The organism is Anoxybacillus sp., assembly GCF_036834105.1.
Lineage (GTDB): Bacteria > Bacillota > Bacilli > Bacillales > Anoxybacillaceae > Anoxybacillus.
Window position 1 is genome coordinate 1 of record NZ_DAITON010000039.1, and the last position, 16745, is coordinate 16745.

At 43.9% G+C, this 16745-nt stretch carries 14 protein-coding genes and 1 other annotated feature; of the genes, 12 read left to right on the forward strand and 2 right to left on the reverse strand.

Features of this window, described 5'->3' with window-relative positions; translation table 11 throughout:
• The first annotated feature begins 13 nt into the window (after positions 1-13).
• From lonB to yihA, 3 genes are all read left to right on the forward strand, one after another.
• Entirely contained in the window at positions 14-1672 is a 1659-nt protein-coding gene (gene lonB, locus V7Z64_RS05825; protein WP_297988336.1) for an ATP-dependent protease LonB, read from the forward strand.
• Between the two features lie 97 nt (positions 1673-1769).
• The gene (lon, locus tag V7Z64_RS05830) at positions 1770-4109 is read left to right on the forward strand and encodes an endopeptidase La (protein ID WP_297988368.1); all 2340 of its coding nucleotides are present in this window, start codon (positions 1770-1772) and stop codon (positions 4107-4109) included.
• A complete protein-coding gene (gene yihA, locus V7Z64_RS05835; RefSeq protein WP_297988339.1) occupies positions 4106-4687 on the forward strand; it encodes a ribosome biogenesis GTP-binding protein YihA/YsxC in 582 nt (193 codons plus the stop codon). The genes lon and yihA overlap by 4 nt, the downstream gene beginning before the upstream one ends.
• 39 nt (positions 4688-4726) lie before the next feature.
• Here the strand turns inward: yihA and V7Z64_RS05840 are convergent, their stop codons facing one another.
• The gene (locus tag V7Z64_RS05840) at positions 4727-5200 is read right to left on the reverse strand and encodes a LiaI-LiaF-like domain-containing protein (protein WP_297988342.1); all 474 of its coding nucleotides are present in this window, start codon (positions 5198-5200) and stop codon (positions 4727-4729) included.
• Positions 5201-5378: 178 nt separating this feature from the next.
• On the opposite strand from V7Z64_RS05840, the gene hemA reads away from it, so the two are divergent.
• From hemA to V7Z64_RS05880, 8 genes are all read left to right on the forward strand, one after another.
• Positions 5379-6713, forward strand: coding sequence for a glutamyl-tRNA reductase (hemA, locus tag V7Z64_RS05845; protein WP_297988344.1), 1335 nt, complete (start codon positions 5379-5381; stop codon positions 6711-6713).
• Between the two features lie 12 nt (positions 6714-6725).
• Entirely contained in the window at positions 6726-7541 is an 816-nt protein-coding gene (locus V7Z64_RS05850; RefSeq protein WP_297988346.1) for a cytochrome C assembly family protein, read from the forward strand.
• A 21-nt stretch (positions 7542-7562) separates the two neighbouring features.
• Complete coding sequence (hemC, locus tag V7Z64_RS05855) at positions 7563-8489, forward strand: hydroxymethylbilane synthase (protein ID WP_297988348.1); 927 nt, start codon at positions 7563-7565, stop codon at positions 8487-8489.
• Positions 8490-9242: a uroporphyrinogen-III synthase gene (locus V7Z64_RS05860; RefSeq protein WP_297988350.1), complete on the forward strand. Its 753-nt coding sequence runs from the start codon at positions 8490-8492 to the stop codon at positions 9240-9242.
• A gap of 2 nt (positions 9243-9244) precedes the next feature.
• Positions 9245-10219 (forward strand): porphobilinogen synthase, encoded by a 975-nt coding sequence (hemB, locus tag V7Z64_RS05865; protein ID WP_297988353.1) that lies wholly within the window; start codon positions 9245-9247, stop codon positions 10217-10219.
• Positions 10219-11514, forward strand: a complete 1296-nt coding sequence (gene hemL / locus V7Z64_RS05870) for a glutamate-1-semialdehyde 2,1-aminomutase (RefSeq protein WP_297988356.1) — start codon at positions 10219-10221, stop codon at positions 11512-11514. Before hemB ends, hemL begins: the two co-directional genes overlap by 1 nt.
• Before the next feature lie 88 nt (positions 11515-11602).
• Positions 11603-12547, forward strand: coding sequence for a LysM peptidoglycan-binding domain-containing protein (locus tag V7Z64_RS05875; RefSeq protein ID WP_297988358.1), 945 nt, complete (start codon positions 11603-11605; stop codon positions 12545-12547).
• A 15-nt stretch (positions 12548-12562) separates the two neighbouring features.
• Positions 12563-13459 (forward strand): aminoglycoside phosphotransferase, encoded by an 897-nt coding sequence (locus V7Z64_RS05880; RefSeq protein ID WP_297988361.1) that lies wholly within the window; start codon positions 12563-12565, stop codon positions 13457-13459.
• On the opposite strand, the gene V7Z64_RS05885 is transcribed toward V7Z64_RS05880, so the two are convergent.
• Positions 13444-13635 carry a hypothetical protein gene (locus V7Z64_RS05885; protein ID WP_297988363.1) on the reverse strand — a complete coding sequence of 64 codons (192 nt, stop codon included), beginning with the start codon at positions 13633-13635 and terminating at the stop codon, positions 13444-13446. The genes V7Z64_RS05880 and V7Z64_RS05885 overlap by 16 nt on opposite strands.
• Before the next feature lie 132 nt (positions 13636-13767).
• Positions 13768-13990: a binding site (T-box leader), on the forward strand.
• A 41-nt stretch (positions 13991-14031) separates the two neighbouring features.
• Between V7Z64_RS05885 and V7Z64_RS05890 the strand changes: the two genes are divergently transcribed.
• The gene (locus tag V7Z64_RS05890) at positions 14032-16656 is read left to right on the forward strand and encodes a valine--tRNA ligase (protein WP_297988365.1); all 2625 of its coding nucleotides are present in this window, start codon (positions 14032-14034) and stop codon (positions 16654-16656) included.
• The last annotated feature ends 89 nt before the right edge of the window (positions 16657-16745 follow it).

Sequence of the window (16745 nt, forward strand, 5' to 3'; positions counted from 1 at the left end):
AGGAGGAACGAGCATGAATTGGACGAATATCGCATTAATGATTCAGTTGTTTTTCGGGATCGTGATCGGCCTATACTTTTTAAATTTATTAAAAAGCCAACGAACACAAAAAATTTCGATCGATAAAGAAGCGAGAAAAGAGATGGAGCAACTTCGGAAAATGCGTTCCATTTCATTAACGGAGCCGCTTGCTGAAAAAGTGCGTCCAAAAACGTTTGACGATATTGTCGGTCAAGAAGATGGGATAAAAGCGTTAAAAGCTGCGTTATGTGGACCGAATCCACAACATGTCATTATTTATGGGCCGCCTGGCGTTGGAAAAACAGCAGCGGCTCGTCTCGTATTAGAAGAAGCAAAAAAAAATCCGTTATCTCCGTTTCGAAAGGATGCTGTATTTATTGAATTGGATGCAACGACAGCACGTTTCGATGAACGGGGCATTGCTGATCCGCTCATCGGTTCTGTACACGATCCGATTTATCAAGGAGCGGGGGCGATGGGACAAGCAGGTATTCCGCAACCGAAGCAAGGGGCGGTGACAAACGCCCACGGTGGTATACTATTCATTGATGAAATTGGTGAATTGCATCCCATTCAAATGAACAAGCTGTTGAAAGTGTTAGAAGATCGCAAAGTATTTTTTGAAAGCGCGTATTACAGTGAGGAAAATCCGAACATTCCAAATCACATTCATGATATTTTTCAAAACGGATTACCGGCTGATTTCCGGCTCGTCGGCGCTACGACGCGCACGCCAAATGAAATACCGCCAGCTATTCGCTCACGTTGTATGGAAGTATTTTTTAGAGATTTAGAACAAGAAGAAGTTGCCCAAATTGTGAAAAAGGCAGCAGAAAAAGTGAATCTTCCAATTGAAGAACAAGCGGTAAATGAGCTAGCGATGTACGCGCGCAACGGAAGGGAAGCAGTCAACACGTTGCAAATTGCCGCAGGTATTGTCATTTCAGAGAAACGGTCTAAAATTTTACGTCAAGACATTGAATGGGTCATTCAATCGAGTCAATTATCACCACGTTATGAAAAAAAGGTAGGGACAGAAGCGAAAATTGGATTAGTGAACGGACTAGCAGTTCACGGTCCAAATAGCGGGGCGTTATTAGAAATTGAAGTTGCCGTATTGCCAGCAAAAGAAAAAGGAACGATCAATATGACAGGCATTGTGGAAGAAGAGCAAATCGGCGGGCAAGGAAAATCTATTCGGCGAAAAAGCATGGCGCGCGGCTCTATTGAAAATGTGATTACCGTTTTACGCACGTTCGGCGTTCCTGCTGACCAATATGATATTCATGTGAATTTCCCAGGCGGTGTTCCAATTGACGGTCCTTCTGCTGGTGTAGCGATGGCGATAGGCATTTATTCAGCTATTTATCGTTTACCGATTGACCCGACGGTCGCGATGACGGGAGAAATTGGTGTACACGGCAACGTCAAACCAGTTGGTGGTATTTTCCCGAAAGTAAAAGCGGCCAAACAAGCTGGAGCGAAAACAGTCATCATTCCACGTAGCAATATGCAGTCTATTTTAAGACAAGTGACAGAAATTGAAATCGTTCCAGTTGACCATATCGGTGATGTTCTTTCCTTTTTATTTCGCGAACACGTTCGTTCTGTTCCGATGCGTCACCATGTGCCGAAAACAGAACTCATGTGAAAGCAATCGGCTTCAACGGAGCGTTGAAGTCGATTTTTTACGATGAAAGATTTTACAAACTCTATAATGTACTATACAATAGGGCAATAGAAGTATGATGGAGGTGCGGGTTGTGGCGAGAAAGAAAAATAAAGTGATTCCACTCTTGCCGTTAAGAGGATTACTTGTGTTTCCGACGACAGTATTGCATTTAGATGTTGGGCGAGAAAAATCCGTGCAGGCATTAGAAAAAGCGATGGTCGAGGAAAATCTCGTGTTGTTAACGTCGCAAAAAGATGTACAAATTGACGATCCAGAACTTGAAGATTTATATGATATGGGTACAGTTGCAAAGGTGAAGCAATTATTGAAGCTGCCAAACGGGACATTTCGTGTGCTCGTTGAAGGCATAGCGCGTGGAAAAGTAGTAAAGTGGGTAAGCGAAGATCCTTGCTATGTCGTGCAAATGGAGCAGTTTACCGACAACGAAAAAGACGATATGGAACTTGAAGCATTGCGTCGCACAATGCTTGAGTATTTTGAGCAATACATAAAGCTTTCTAAAAAATTGTCTGCCGATATTTATACGTCTGTCATGGATATTCAACAAGCGGGGCGAATGGCGGATATTATCGCCTCTCATTTGCCGCTAAAACTTGAAGAAAAGCAACGGTTGCTTGAAGCAGTTGGTGTGAAAGAACGCGTTCATCAAATCATTCAAATTCTTCATAACGAAAAAGAGATTTTGCATTTAGAAAAGCGAATTAGTCAACGCGTAAAACAATCAATGGAGCGGACACAAAAAGAATATTATTTACGCGAGCAAATGAAGGCCATTCAAAAAGAGCTCGGCGAAAAAGAAGGCAAAGCTGGCGAAATTGAATCGCTGCGCGAGAAAATTGAGCAAGCAGGTATGCCGGAACACGTAAAGGCAACCGCACTAAAAGAACTTGAGCGTTATGAAAAAGTGCCAGCTGCCTCCGCAGAAAGCGGGGTTATTCGCAACTATTTAGATTGGTTGCTTGCGTTACCATGGACGAAACAAACAGAAGATATTCACGATATTCATCGCGCTGAAAGCATTTTAAACGAAGAACATTACGGGCTCGAAACGGTAAAAGAGCGCGTGTTGGAATATTTAGCTGTCCAACAATTGACGCATTCGTTACGAGGACCGATTCTTTGCTTAGTGGGACCGCCGGGGGTTGGAAAAACATCGCTTGCTCGTTCAATCGCGAAAACGTTAAATCGACGTTTCGTCCGCATTTCGCTTGGTGGTGTGCGTGACGAGTCGGAAATTCGCGGCCATCGCCGTACGTACGTCGGTGCTTTGCCAGGTCGTATTATTCAAGGGATGAAAAAAGCTGGAACGATTAACCCTGTATTTTTACTTGATGAAATTGATAAAATGTCGAACGATTTTCGCGGTGATCCGTCTGCAGCGTTACTCGAAGTATTGGACCCGGAACAAAATCATTCATTTAGCGACCATTATATTGAAGAGCCGTATGACTTATCGAAAGTGATGTTTATTGCGACAGCGAATACGCTCGCAACGATCCCTCGTCCGCTGCTGGATCGAATGGAAGTCATTACAATTCCGAGCTATACGGAAATTGAAAAGCTTCATATCGCAAAAGAACATTTATTACCAAAACAAATGGAAGCGCACGGTTTACAAAAGCGTATGCTTCATATGCGGGATGAAGCGCTCATGCAAGTCATTCGCTATTATACGCGCGAAGCAGGTGTGCGGAATTTAGAACGCCAGCTTGCTTCCATTTGTCGCAAAGCTGCAAAAACAATCGTATCTGAGGGACGAAAGCGCGTTGTCATAACAGAAAAAAACGTTAGTGAATGGTTAGGAAAGCCGAAATATCATTACGGACAAGCTGAAAGTGAAGATCAAGTCGGCGTGGCGACAGGGTTGGCGTATACAGCGGCTGGTGGAGATACGTTAGCGGTTGAAGTATCGGTTGCTCCTGGCAAAGGAAAGCTGACGCTGACGGGTCAACTAGGTGACGTCATGAAAGAATCTGCCCAAGCAGCGTTCACATACATTCGCTCGAAGGCGAAAGAATTCGGAATCGATCCAGAGTTTCATGAAAAGTTAGATATTCACATTCACGTGCCAGAAGGGGCGGTACCAAAGGACGGGCCTTCGGCAGGAATTACGATAGCGACGGCGCTCATTTCGGCGTTGACAGGAAAACGAGTGAGCCGTTTTGTCGGTATGACTGGTGAAATCACATTGCGCGGTCGTGTGCTTGCGATTGGCGGGGTAAAGGAGAAAGTATTAAGCGCCCATCGCGCAGGGTTAAAGAAAGTCATTTTGCCGAAAGAAAATGAAAAAGATTTAGAAGACATCCCTGAAGTTGTAAAAAAACAAATGCAGTTTGTTCTCGTTTCACATATTGATGATGTGCTTGAACATGCTTTGGTAGGTGAAGGTCAATGAAAATTACAAACGTAGAAATGGTGATTAGCGCCGTCAAGCAAGAACAATACCCAGCAGGTCAACTCCCCGAGTTTGCGCTTGCTGGGCGCTCGAATGTCGGCAAATCTTCTTTTATTAACAAAATGATTAACCGGAAAAATTTTGCCCGCACGTCATCGAAGCCAGGGAAAACACAAACGTTAAATTTTTACCGCATTAACGACGTTTTTTATTTTGTTGACGTGCCGGGATATGGATTCGCGAAAGTGTCAAAATCAGAGCGCGAAGCATGGGGGAAAATGATTGAAACGTATTTTACGACGCGCGAACAACTAAAAGCGGCGTTGCTTATTGTTGATTTACGTCATCCTCCAACAAAAGACGACGTCATGATGTATGAGTTTTTAAAGCATTACGACATTCCGACGCTCGTGATCGCGACGAAAGCAGATAAAATTCCGCGCGGCAAATGGCAACAACATGCGAAAATAGCAAAAGAAACATTGCGCCTCATCGGAGATGATGAGCTTATCATTTTTTCGGCGGAAACGGGTCAGGGAAAAGATGAAGCATGGGGAGCGTTACAAAAATGGATGTAAACAAAAAATGTGGGTAAATTGCCCACATTTTTTGCATAGTTATCCTTTTTTCACGAACAATAAGTACAATCCAAGCAAAATGAACGCGAACGGCCAAATGTGAATGAGCGAATCGAACGTCACAGATGTAAATGCTTGTTGAAGCGGTTGGGAAAATAAAAAAATAACCGAAAGGGCAAACAGTAAAATCGTCGGAAGTAGCGCTTGTTTTGTTTTCACGTATTGCATGAAAAGTCCAATCGCCACGATGAACGTCAATGAGCTAATATCATCTGGCCACGATGAAAGGCGGGAAGCGAGATGAAAATGAACGCCAGTTCCTGTGAATACAACGCCAGATAAAATGGCGTGATAGTCTTTTCCGATATACGCTTGCCCTAAAAAGGCAATCCCGATGATAAGCAACAACGTTGGCCACGTATGGAAAGATGAAAAAAGCGAAAATCGTTCAAGCAAAAAGTATAGGCCGAATCCAATTAAAATGATGCCGGAAAAAATACCACGTTTTTTCATTGCAAATCCCCCAATTCCGTGCGACACTTGAAACAGCATCTGTTCATTAGTTTACTAAATGAACGTCATTTAAGAAAGACCGAAAGTTGTCAAATTGTATTCACACTTTACTAAAGAAAAAACAAAATAGACGTGCTATAATGGAATGAGATGACTTTAAACTTCGGGGTGATGGGAAATGTATGTCGTCGTTGTCAGCGTGAACTATCGCACAGCCCCTGTCGAAATTCGTGAAAAGCTGACGTTTAATCAAGCCGAGCTTGCTGAAGCGATGAAAGCGCTACAAAAGCAAAAGAGCATGTTAGAAAACGTCATCGTATCGACATGTAACCGCACAGAAATTTATGCGGTTGTTGATCAATTAAACACAGGGCGTTATTATATAAAAACATTTTTAGCAGATTGGTTTGGCCTTGATAAAGAGCAAATCGTTCCGTATTTGCGTATTTATGAAGAGCGTGAAGCGATTGAACACTTGTTCCGCGTTGCTTGCGGTCTCGATTCGATGATTTTAGGTGAAACGCAAATTCTTGGGCAAGTGCGTACAAGTTTCCTTTTAGCGCAACAAGAAAACACAATAGGCACGGTGTTTAAACAGCTATTTAAACAAGTGATTACGCTTGCTAAACGCGCCCATGCCGAAACAGAAATCGGTGCTCATGCTGTGTCAGTAAGTTATGCAGCTGTTGAGCTGGCGAAAAAAATTTTTGGCGATTTAAAAAATAAACATGTGCTCGTTTTAGGAGCGGGAAAAATGGGAGAATTGGCGTTGCAAAACTTGTACGGAAGCGGCGTCAAGCGCGTGACGGTGGTAAACCGGACGTTTGAAAAAGCACAGCAGCTTGCTGAACGTTTTAACGGTGATGCGAAGCCGCTATCGCAACTACAATGCGCATTATTAGAAGCGGATATTTTAATTAGTTCAACTGGTGCAAAACAATACGTCATTACAAAAGAGACGATGGCAGTCATTGAAAAAATGCGCAAAGGTCGTCCGTTTTTTATGATTGATATTGCTGTTCCGCGCGATTTAGATCCTGCGCTTGCGGAGCTAGATAGCGTCTTCTTGTACGACATCGATGACTTGCAAGATATCGTTGAAGCGAACTTAGCGGAACGAAAAAAAGCGGCAGAGCAAATTGAGCGCATGATTGCTGAAGAGATGGATGAGTTCCAACAATGGTTGCATATGCTCGGCGTCGTTCCGATTATTTCTGCTTTGCGTGAAAAGGCGATGCTTATTCAAGAGGAGACGATGAAAAGCTTAGAGCGAAAGTTGCCGCATTTATCTGAACGAGATAGGAAGGTGTTAAACAAACATACGAAAAGCATCGTCAATCAATTGTTGCGCGATCCGATTTTACGCGCAAAAGAGTTAGCTGCAGAGGACAATGCGGAAGAAGCGCTTCAACTGTTCATGAAAATTTTTAACATTGAACAACAAGTGAAGCAGCAACAAAAAGAGATAAGCTGTGTTCACGGGCGGACAACTGAACCATCTTTTCAACCGTAAGGAAGAGTTCGTATGTTTGAAATGACGAGATGGTATGAACTCTCGCTTCTTTTACATGCATCGTCCGTTTTGTTTTATTTTATCGATTTTCTTCATCACAACCGGAAAGCAAACCGCATCGCTTTCGGGTTGCTTTCTATTGTTTGGGGGATGCAAACATGTTTCTTTTTCTTCAGAATGTTGGAGACAGGGCGCTTTCCTGTTTTAACGCTTGCGGAGGGGCTGTCGTTTTACGCGTGGCTGCTCATTACGTTGTCGCTTGCCATTAACGGTTGGCTGCGCGTCGATTTCCTCGTCTTTTTCACAAACGTGTTAGCGTTTTTTATTCTTTCATTGCATACGTTCGCGCCGACGCCGTATACTGTCGGCATTGCCGAGCAGCTCATGTCAGAGCTGTTGTTCATTCATATTACGATGGCTATTTTATCGTACGGGGCGTTTTCGCTTTCGTTTATGTTTTCCCTTTTATATTTGCTTCAATATGAATTATTGAAGCGAAAAAAGTGGGGCAAGCGATTGTGGCGGCTCGGCGATTTAGCGAAGTTAGATGACCTTGCATACGTGCTAAACGGTGTCGGCGTACCGGTGTTATTATTAAGTTTAATTTTAGGTATTGTTTGGGCATATATGAAAGTAGATCATTTCGTTTTATACGATGCCAAAGTGCTCGGATCGTTTACTGTATTTGCAACGTATAGTTTTTATTTGTATAGAAGAGCGGTCAGAGGAATGCAAGGAAAAGAAATGGCGTATTGGAACATCGGTTCATTTCTTATTTTGCTTATTAATTTCTTTTTGTTTGGCACGTTATCGCAATTTCATTTTTAGCGATTGTTGGAGGAAGGCATGATGAGAAAAGTTATTGTTGGTTCGCGCCGAAGCAAGTTAGCGTTAACTCAGACGAACTGGGTCATTGAGCAGCTAAAGCAACTCGGTGCGCCGTTTGAATTTCAAGTGAAAGAAATTGTCACAAAAGGCGATCAAATTTTACATGTGACGTTATCGAAAGTTGGTGGCAAAGGGTTATTCGTGAAAGAAATTGAACAAGCGATGCTCGATGGCGAAATTGATTTTGCTGTCCATAGTATGAAAGATATGCCCGCTATGTTGCCAGAAGGGTTAACGATCGGGTGTGTACCGAAACGTGAAGATCATCGCGACGTACTTATTTCTAAAAAACATATTCCGTTTGAGCAGCTGCCAAGTGGAGCAATTGTTGGAACGAGCAGTTTACGGCGTTCGGCGCAGCTACTAGCTGTTCGCCCAGATTTAAACATTCAATGGATTCGCGGCAACATCGATACGCGCTTAAACAAGCTAAAAACGGATGCGTACGACGCCATTATATTGGCTGCTGCTGGGTTGCATCGCATGGGATGGGCAAAAGAAGTGATTACACAATATTTGCCGACTGACGTATGCGTTCCAGCGGTTGGACAAGGTGCGTTGGCGATTGAATGTCGGGAAGATGATGAAGAGCTATTGTATTGGTTAAACCAACTGACTGATAAACAAACGGAACGTGCTGTTCGGGCAGAGCGAGCCTTTTTACAGCGCATTGAGGGTGGATGCCAAGTGCCTGTGGCCGGATATGCATATGTTGATCGAGATGATATCGTACTTACAGCGCTTGTTGCGACACCGAACGGAACAGAAGTGCTAAAAGAAGTCGTGCGAGGAACGGATCCAGAAAAAATAGGAGTGGAAGCGGCACAACGGTTAATCGACCGCGGAGCAAAACAGTTAATTGCGCGTGTACTAAAGGAGCTGGAGTAAATGTTGAAGGGGAAGCGGGTGCTTGTAACACGCGAAAAGGCGCAAGCGAAAGCGTTATCGCAAACGTTGGAGCGGTACGGCGCCATTCCAATTGAACTGCCGCTTATTCGCATTGAGCGGGCAAAACAATTGGATGACGCGCTAGTAAATGAGTGGCATACGTATGATTGGATCGTATTTACAAGCCAAAACGGGGTAAAATATTTTTTCGAGCTAATTGGGGAAATAAACCCACCAACGTGGCCGAAAGTGGCAGCGGTAGGGGAAAAAACAGCGAAAGCGTTACAAAAGCGAAACATCGTTGTCGATCTCGTTCCAAACGAATTTGTCGCAGAGAGCTTAGCTGAGTCGTTGACCCCTCTCCTTTCAACGCATGCGCGCATCTTGCTTGTGAAAGGAAACTTAGCGCGCGACACCCTTCGCGAGCAATTGAATAACATCGCGGACGTGACAGATTGGATTGTGTACGAAACGACGATAAATGAAGAAGCGAAGTCGCAAGTCGTTGCTCTTCTTCAACAGCGCCTCATCGATGTCATCACGTTTACAAGCTCGTCGACGGTGCGCAGTTTTGAACGAGCGATCGCAAAAAAAAACGTCGATTTGTCTTTTGTCACGATTGCCTGTATCGGTCCGATTACGAAACAAACGGCGCTTGATTTAGGTATTCCTGTTCACGTTTGTCCTCATACATACACAATTGATGCTATGGTACAAGAGCTTTATCAATATTTTCAAACAAGAGGTGAGTAACTATGCAATTTGCGCGACATCGTCGTCTACGTCAAACAGCGAATTTGCGTGCGATGGTACGTGAAACGCATCTTCATGTAGAAGATTTCATTTATCCGATTTTTGTCATCGAAGGGGAAAAGGTGAAAAATGAAGTACCTTCGATGCCTGGTGTGTATCAACAGTCGCTCGACTATGCGCTTGAGGACGTTCGAGAAGCGGTTGAATTAGGCGTGTGCTCCGTTATCGTATTCGGTGTGCCGAACGAAAAAAACGAGGTTGCTTCGCAAGCGTATTGTGAACATGGCGTCGTTCAACGTGCTATTCGTGCGATCAAGAGTGCGTTTCCTGAGCTTGTTGTTATTGCAGATACGTGCTTATGCCATTATACGAGCCACGGACATTGTGGAATTGTAGAAAACGGGACAATTGTCAATGACGATACGCTTGAATTGTTAGCAAAAACAGCAGTGAGCCAAGCAAAAGCTGGAGCGGACATCATCGCGCCATCGAATATGATGGACGGCTTCGTCGCAGCTATTCGTCATGCATTAGACGAAGCAGGCTTTACATACGTGCCAATTATGTCGTATGCGGTGAAATATGCTTCGGCATTTTACGGGCCGTTCCGCGATGCAGCACATAGCGCGCCGCAATTTGGCGACCGTAAAACGTATCAAATGGATCCTGCCAACCGATTAGAAGCGTTTCGTGAGGCGCAAGCAGATGTAGAACAAGGGGCCGACTTTTTAATGGTGAAACCGGCACTATCGTACTTAGATATTATTCGTGATTTAAAAAATCATTTCCATTTGCCGATTGTTGCTTATAACGTGAGCGGGGAATATGCGATGGTCAAAGCAGCGGCCAAAAACGGATGGATTGATGAAAAAGCGGTTGTACTCGAAATGTTAACGAGTATGAAGCGAGCAGGGGCGGATGTCATCTTAACGTACTTTGCTAAAGATGTTGCTCGCTGGTTAAAGGAGGAAAAATAATGCGTAGCTATGAACGTTCAAAAGCGGCGTATGCTGAAGCGGTAAAGCTCATGCCTGGCGGTGTAAACAGCCCAGTGCGCGCATTTCGGGCGGTAAAAATGGATCCAATTTTTATGGCGCGCGGAAAAGGTTCAAAAATTTACGACGTTGACGGCAATGAATATATTGATTACGTGCTATCATGGGGTCCGCTTATTTTAGGACATGCGAACGATCAAGTTGTGGAAGCGTTAAAGCGTGTAGCAGAAACGGGCACAAGTTTTGGGGCTCCAACGTTAATCGAAAATGAACTCGCTAAACTTGTGATGGAGCGCATGCCGTCCATTGAAATCATTCGCATGGTTAGCTCAGGAACGGAGGCGACGATGAGTGCTCTTCGTTTAGCGCGTGGCTACACAGGCCGAAATAAAATCGTCAAATTTGAAGGATGCTATCACGGACATGGCGATTCGCTTTTAATTAAAGCGGGTTCAGGTGTAGCGACGCTCGGTTTGCCGGATAGCCCCGGAGTGCCGGAAACGGTCGCTCAACATACGATTACTGTACCATACAACGATTTACAAAGCGTGCGTTATGCGTTTGAAAAGTTTGGGGAAGATATTGCGGCAGTCATTGTGGAACCTGTTGCTGGAAATATGGGCGTCGTTCCGCCAGAACAAGGTTTCTTGCAAGGGTTGCGCGATGTAACGAACGAGTACGGTGCACTTCTTATTTTTGATGAAGTGATGACTGGCTTCCGCGTCGACTATTATAGCGGTCAAGGTTATTACGGTGTCAAACCAGACTTGACGTGCCTTGGAAAAGTCATTGGCGGTGGCTTACCAGTTGGCGCATACGGTGGACGTGCGGATATTATGGAGAAAATTGCGCCAAGCGGGCCAATTTATCAGGCTGGTACGTTATCAGGAAACCCGATGGCGATGACAGCTGGCTATGAAACGCTCCGACAACTGACGCCAGAAACGTATGAGGAGTTTCAGAAAAAAGCAAACCGTCTAGCAGAAGGGTTAAGCGAAGCAGCAAAAGCGTATGATATTCCACATACGATTAACCAGGCTGGCTCGATGATCGGCATATTCTTTACGAATGAACGTGTTACGAATTACGAAACGGCGAAAACGTCCGATTTAGACTTATTTGCTCGTTATTATCAAGAAATGGCGAATGAAGGCATTTTCTTGCCGCCATCGCAGTTTGAAGGCATGTTTTTGTCCACTGCGCATACGGACGAAGATATTGAAAAAACAATTGAAGCAGCGCGGCGTGCGTTTGCGAAAATGAGCGATTGCCTCTAGGGCATCGCTTTTTTTTATGCATACTTCTTTTTTTCTTCTCATAACCATAGTAATGTGAAATGACTTGGACGTTGAAGGAGAGATGAGCATGTTGCGTTTTTCAATTGAAGAAGCGATTGCGTTTCGACGTGAACATCACGTCGATCAACTATTATCGATTTCGCTACAACCGACAATTACAATCGAGGAACAAGAAGATTATGTGTATATTCGTGGTGTGCTAGAACTATCCGGAGAATATACAAAACATGAAGAAGATGGAGAAGATGTTGAAACATTTGAACTCGGGCGATATATTGAACAAGTGCGTATGCATGATGAGGAAACGGGTGAATTTTTACACCAATTTCCGATTGACGTGACTGTTCCAAAAGAGCGAGTCGATGATCTTGAACAAGTGTATGTGCTGATCGAATCATTCGATTATGACTTACGGAAAAACGAATTACGTCTTATTGCTGAAGTGGCCATTCACGGTATTCAAATGGATGATGATCGAGAAGACGAAGAAGAGTGGGATGAGTACAACGTAGACGACTTTGAACCGTTTGAAGCTGTTGCCCGTCAAGAAGTATATGAAGAAGAAAAAGAAGAACAAGAAACAATCGTCAATGTACCGACATTTTATATGCTTCATGAAGAACAGTCAGCTGATGATGACGAGCATAAAGAAGAATGGATTGATGTTCAAGGAGAGCATGAAGAAGAACAGGTTGATACTCAAAAGGAATATGAAAAAGAACAGGGGAGCAAGCGAGAAGAAACGTCTTTTCAACTTGAACTAAAAGGGAGGGAGACGAACGAAAAGCGAAATGAAAATGCGTTATATTTAACAAAACTATTTGGTAAAAATGAAGAACAGGCGTTTGCTCGTTTGAAAATTTGCATCGTCCAACAAGGCGATTCGTTGGACAAGATTGCCGAGCGATACGACGTATCTGTTCAACAGTTGTTGCGTACAAATCACCTTGAAAGTGGCGCAGATGTACATGAAGGTCAGTTACTATACATTCCAACGCCAAGTAAAGTATAAAAGGGCGGCATAGTGATGAAACAAGCGAGCGTACAAAAATGGGAAACGACAAATGGAACATACGCGATTAAACGTATCGATTCATTTGCTCATTGGCAGGCGATTGAGCAAGCTTATCGCTTACGCATTCCGCTTGCCGTCCCTATTTATGAAGCGAAAAAACGAGATAATCAATGGTATTATATGATGCCTTGGCTAAAACAAAAAGAACATCCGTCATCCTCTTTTTTTCACGATTTAGCGCGATGGCATAAACATTCATTAAAAGAAGTACAAACGACTGAGGCGGAAATCGAATCTTATTATGAGGAACGAAAAAACTCACTTGAAAAAGCAAAACAAACATTAACTCATCATATTGAACAATGTGAAAAACAGTGGTATATGTCCCCATTTCAGCTACAATGTTGCACCCATTTTCTCGACGTCATGCGTGCCATCTCGTTTTCTAAACATACGTTAAACGAGTGGCGCGAGCGAATGAAAGAAAAAAAGACGGTGCGCATTTGTTATATTCATGGTCGTCCGTCGTTCCAACACTATGTCGAACGGGATGACGGCACATCGTATTTTATTAGTTTTGAACGGGCGCGATGGGCTCCACCATTTCATGATTTACTCTTATTTTTTCGCCAATATTTGTATACGTATCCGTTGACGTGTGATGAAGCGGTACAGTGGCTGGCACAATATGAACAAACATTGGCACTTGAAGAAGATGAACGGTTATTATTTTTTCATTTTCTTGCCGATCCGCACGTATTCGTTCAACTTATTCATCGCTATGAACAACATCGACACGATCGGCAACTGACAGCTGCTTGGCAACGGGCATATTGGCAAATGAAAAATATTGAATATGTCATCGGAAAATGGGAAGAAGAAAAGCAACAACATCAAATCCAATCGTAATGTAAAGCGAAGGAAAGAAGAATGAATAAAGCGAGTAAAATGACGTCAATTGTTGTTGGAAATAAAATCGTTCGAATGGCTTGAACAACGGTGATCGGGATGATACATTGCTCAGCAATGAAGCGAAGTTTTCTTAGCCACGGTGGCCAGGCGTACGGGTTGTAACGTTTACGCATATGCTCACATCCTTTTCCATTTCGCTCCGTATGTCGGAGCTTTTCTTTTTTATCATATGTATAAAGAAGTGAAAATGTGGCAAACCTTATTGACGATTCGTATAATTTTTATATAGTATTATGTATGAATAGAAAAAAGCGAAGATGGGGAAGAGTACGGCGCAACCCGCCTTGCAGAGAGGGAAATCAATAGCTGCGAGATTTCCTAGGTTTGTGGTCGTCGGAAGGTCGCCCTGGAGCTGCTTCTTCGAACGGAAGTAGAAGAAGCCGGTGCATCGCCGTTATCGATTTGAGTGCTTAAGCATTGCTTAAGAAAAAAGGTGGTACCGCGAAAGAGTCTCCTTTCGTCCTTTTCGGATGAAAGGAGTTTTTTATTTGATTGAAGGAGGGATTTGTATGTTACCGCCAAAATATGATCATCGTGCTGTAGAAGCGAATCGTTATGCATGGTGGCTAGAAGGAAAGTTTTTTGAAGCAACAAGTGATGAAACGAAAAAGCCATTTACAATCGTTATTCCACCGCCGAACGTGACAGGGAAACTTCATTTAGGACATGCATGGGATACGACGCTACAAGACATTATTACACGCATGAAACGCATGCAAGGATACGATGTGTTATGGCTTCCAGGCATGGATCATGCGGGGATTGCTACGCAAGCGAAAGTCGAAGAAAAGTTGCGCAATGAAGGAAAGACGCGCTACGACTTAGGGCGTGAAAAGTTCGTTGAAGAAACGTGGAAATGGAAAGAAGAGTATGCCGGGCATATTCGCTCCCAGTGGGCAAAGCTTGGGCTCGGACTCGATTACACGCGAGAGCGCTTTACGCTTGATGAAGGACTATCTAAAGCGGTGCGTGAAGTGTTCGTTTCGCTCTATAAAAAAGGACTGATTTATCGTGGTGAGTACATCATCAACTGGGATCCAGTGACAAAAACAGCATTGTCGGACATTGAAGTCGTATATAAAGATGTACAAGGTGCGCTATATCATATGCGCTATCCGCTTGCTGACGGCTCTGGCTATATTGAAGTGGCGACGACGCGTCCAGAAACGATGCTTGGTGATACAGCTGTTGCGGTTCATCCAGAAGATGAACGTTACAAACATCTCATCGGAAAAACAGTCATTTTACCGATTGTTGGTCGTGAAATTCCGATTATCGGCGATGAATATGTCGATATGTCGTTCGGTTCAGGAGCGGTAAAAATTACGCCAGCACACGATCCGAACGACTTTGAAATCGGAAATCGTCACAACTTACCTCGCATTCTTGTGATGAACGAAGACGGTACGATGAATGACAATGCGCTTCAATATAAAGGGCTCGATCGCTTCGAATGCCGCAAACAAATTGTGAAAGATTTACAACAACAAGGTGTGCTATTTAAAATTGAAGAACATATGCATGCAGTCGGTCATAGCGAGCGCAGCGGGGCGGTGGTAGAGCCATATTTATCGACGCAATGGTTTGTGAAAATGAAGCCGCTTGCTGAAGCTGCAATTGAATTGCAAAAGACAGAAGGAAAAGTAAACTTCGTCCCAGAGCGGTTTGAAAAAACGTACTTACACTGGATGGAAAATATTCGCGACTGGTGCATTTCTCGCCAACTTTGGTGGGGTCATCGCATTCCAGCATGGTATCATAAAGAAACGGGCGAAGTGTATGTTGATCATGAACCACCGGCAGACATCGAAAATTGGGAACAAGATCCGGACGTATTAGATACGTGGTTTAGCTCTGCGCTTTGGCCGTTTTCAACGATGGGGTGGCCAGATGAAACAGCGGCAGATTACAACCGCTATTATCCGACAGATGTGCTTGTGACAGGGTATGACATTATTTTCTTCTGGGTGTCGCGCATGATTTTCCAAGCGCTTGAATTTACAGGGAAGCGCCCATTTAAAGATGTGCTTATTCACGGATTAGTGCGCGATGCACAAGGACGAAAAATGAGCAAATCGCTCGGCAACGGCGTCGACCCGATGGATGTTATCGACCAGTACGGTGCGGACTCGCTTCGCTATTTCCTAGCAACAGGAAGCGCTCCAGGTCAAGACTTGCGCTTTAGCACCGAAAAAGTTGAAGCGACGTGGAATTTCGTAAATAAAATTTGGAATGCGTCCCGTTTTGCGCTCATGAATATGGAAGGATTCACGTATGATGACATCGATTTACACGGCGAAAAATCGGTGGCCGATCATTGGATTTTAACGCGTTTAAATGAAACGATTGAGACTGTTACGAAACTTGCAGATAAATATGAGTTTGGTGAAGTTGGTCGCGTCTTATATAACTTCATTTGGGACGATTTATGCGACTGGTATATTGAAATGGCGAAATTACCGTTATATAGCGACGATGAGCAAGCGAAGAAAACGACGCGTTCCGTTTTAGCTTATGTGCTTGACCAGACGATGCGCCTTCTTCATCCGTTTATGCCGTTTGTCACAGAAGAAATTTGGCAACAGCTTCCACACGAAGGTGAGTCCATTACCGTTGCGCCTTGGCCACAAGTTCGCCATGAACTAAGCAATCGCGAAGCAGCTGAACAAATGCGTTTGCTTGTCGATATTATTCGTGCCGTGCGCAACATTCGCACTGAAGTCAATACACCGTTAAGTAAGCCGATTACGCTGTATGTGAAAGCAAAAGATGAACAAGTAGCACGTACGCTTGAGAAAAACCGCTCATATATCGAGCGCTTCTGCAATCCGAGTGAACTTGTCATCGGCACGACGATTCCAACTGTTGAAAAAGCGATGACAGCTGTTGTGACAGGGGCGGAGTTAAGCCTGCCGCTCGAAGGTTTAATTAATATTGAAGAAGAAGTGAAACGACTAGAGAAAGAGTTGCAAAAACTCGATCAAGAAGTGGAACGTGTGCAAAAGAAACTAAGTAATGAAGGATTTTTAGCGAAAGCGCCAGCGCACGTAGTGGAAGAGGAACGGAAAAAAGAACAAGATTATCTCGAAAAACGTGAAGCGGTTCGCGCTCGTCTTGCACAATTAAAACAATAGTTTTATGATGAAGACGAATCCATTTTGGATTCGTCTTTCACGTGCGCTCGGCATGGGTGCAATCTCTAGGGTGAAAGTCCCGAACTGCG

Coding starts and splice junctions, on each gene's coding strand:
- lonB (WP_297988336.1), top strand. CDS start 14: ATGAATTGGACGAATATCGCATTAATGATTCAGTTGTTTTTCGGGATC.
- lon (WP_297988368.1), top strand. CDS start 1,770: ATGGAGGTGCGGGTTGTGGCGAGAAAGAAAAATAAAGTGATTCCACTC.
- yihA (WP_297988339.1), top strand. CDS start 4,106: ATGAAAATTACAAACGTAGAAATGGTGATTAGCGCCGTCAAGCAAGAA.
- V7Z64_RS05840 (WP_297988342.1), bottom strand. CDS start 5,200: ATGAAAAAACGTGGTATTTTTTCCGGCATCATTTTAATTGGATTCGGC.
- hemA (WP_297988344.1), top strand. CDS start 5,379: ATGTATGTCGTCGTTGTCAGCGTGAACTATCGCACAGCCCCTGTCGAA.
- V7Z64_RS05850 (WP_297988346.1), top strand. CDS start 6,726: ATGTTTGAAATGACGAGATGGTATGAACTCTCGCTTCTTTTACATGCA.
- hemC (WP_297988348.1), top strand. CDS start 7,563: ATGAGAAAAGTTATTGTTGGTTCGCGCCGAAGCAAGTTAGCGTTAACT.
- V7Z64_RS05860 (WP_297988350.1), top strand. CDS start 8,490: ATGTTGAAGGGGAAGCGGGTGCTTGTAACACGCGAAAAGGCGCAAGCG.
- hemB (WP_297988353.1), top strand. CDS start 9,245: ATGCAATTTGCGCGACATCGTCGTCTACGTCAAACAGCGAATTTGCGT.
- hemL (WP_297988356.1), top strand. CDS start 10,219: ATGCGTAGCTATGAACGTTCAAAAGCGGCGTATGCTGAAGCGGTAAAG.
- V7Z64_RS05875 (WP_297988358.1), top strand. CDS start 11,603: ATGTTGCGTTTTTCAATTGAAGAAGCGATTGCGTTTCGACGTGAACAT.
- V7Z64_RS05880 (WP_297988361.1), top strand. CDS start 12,563: ATGAAACAAGCGAGCGTACAAAAATGGGAAACGACAAATGGAACATAC.
- V7Z64_RS05885 (WP_297988363.1), bottom strand. CDS start 13,635: ATGCGTAAACGTTACAACCCGTACGCCTGGCCACCGTGGCTAAGAAAA.
- V7Z64_RS05890 (WP_297988365.1), top strand. CDS start 14,032: ATGTTACCGCCAAAATATGATCATCGTGCTGTAGAAGCGAATCGTTAT.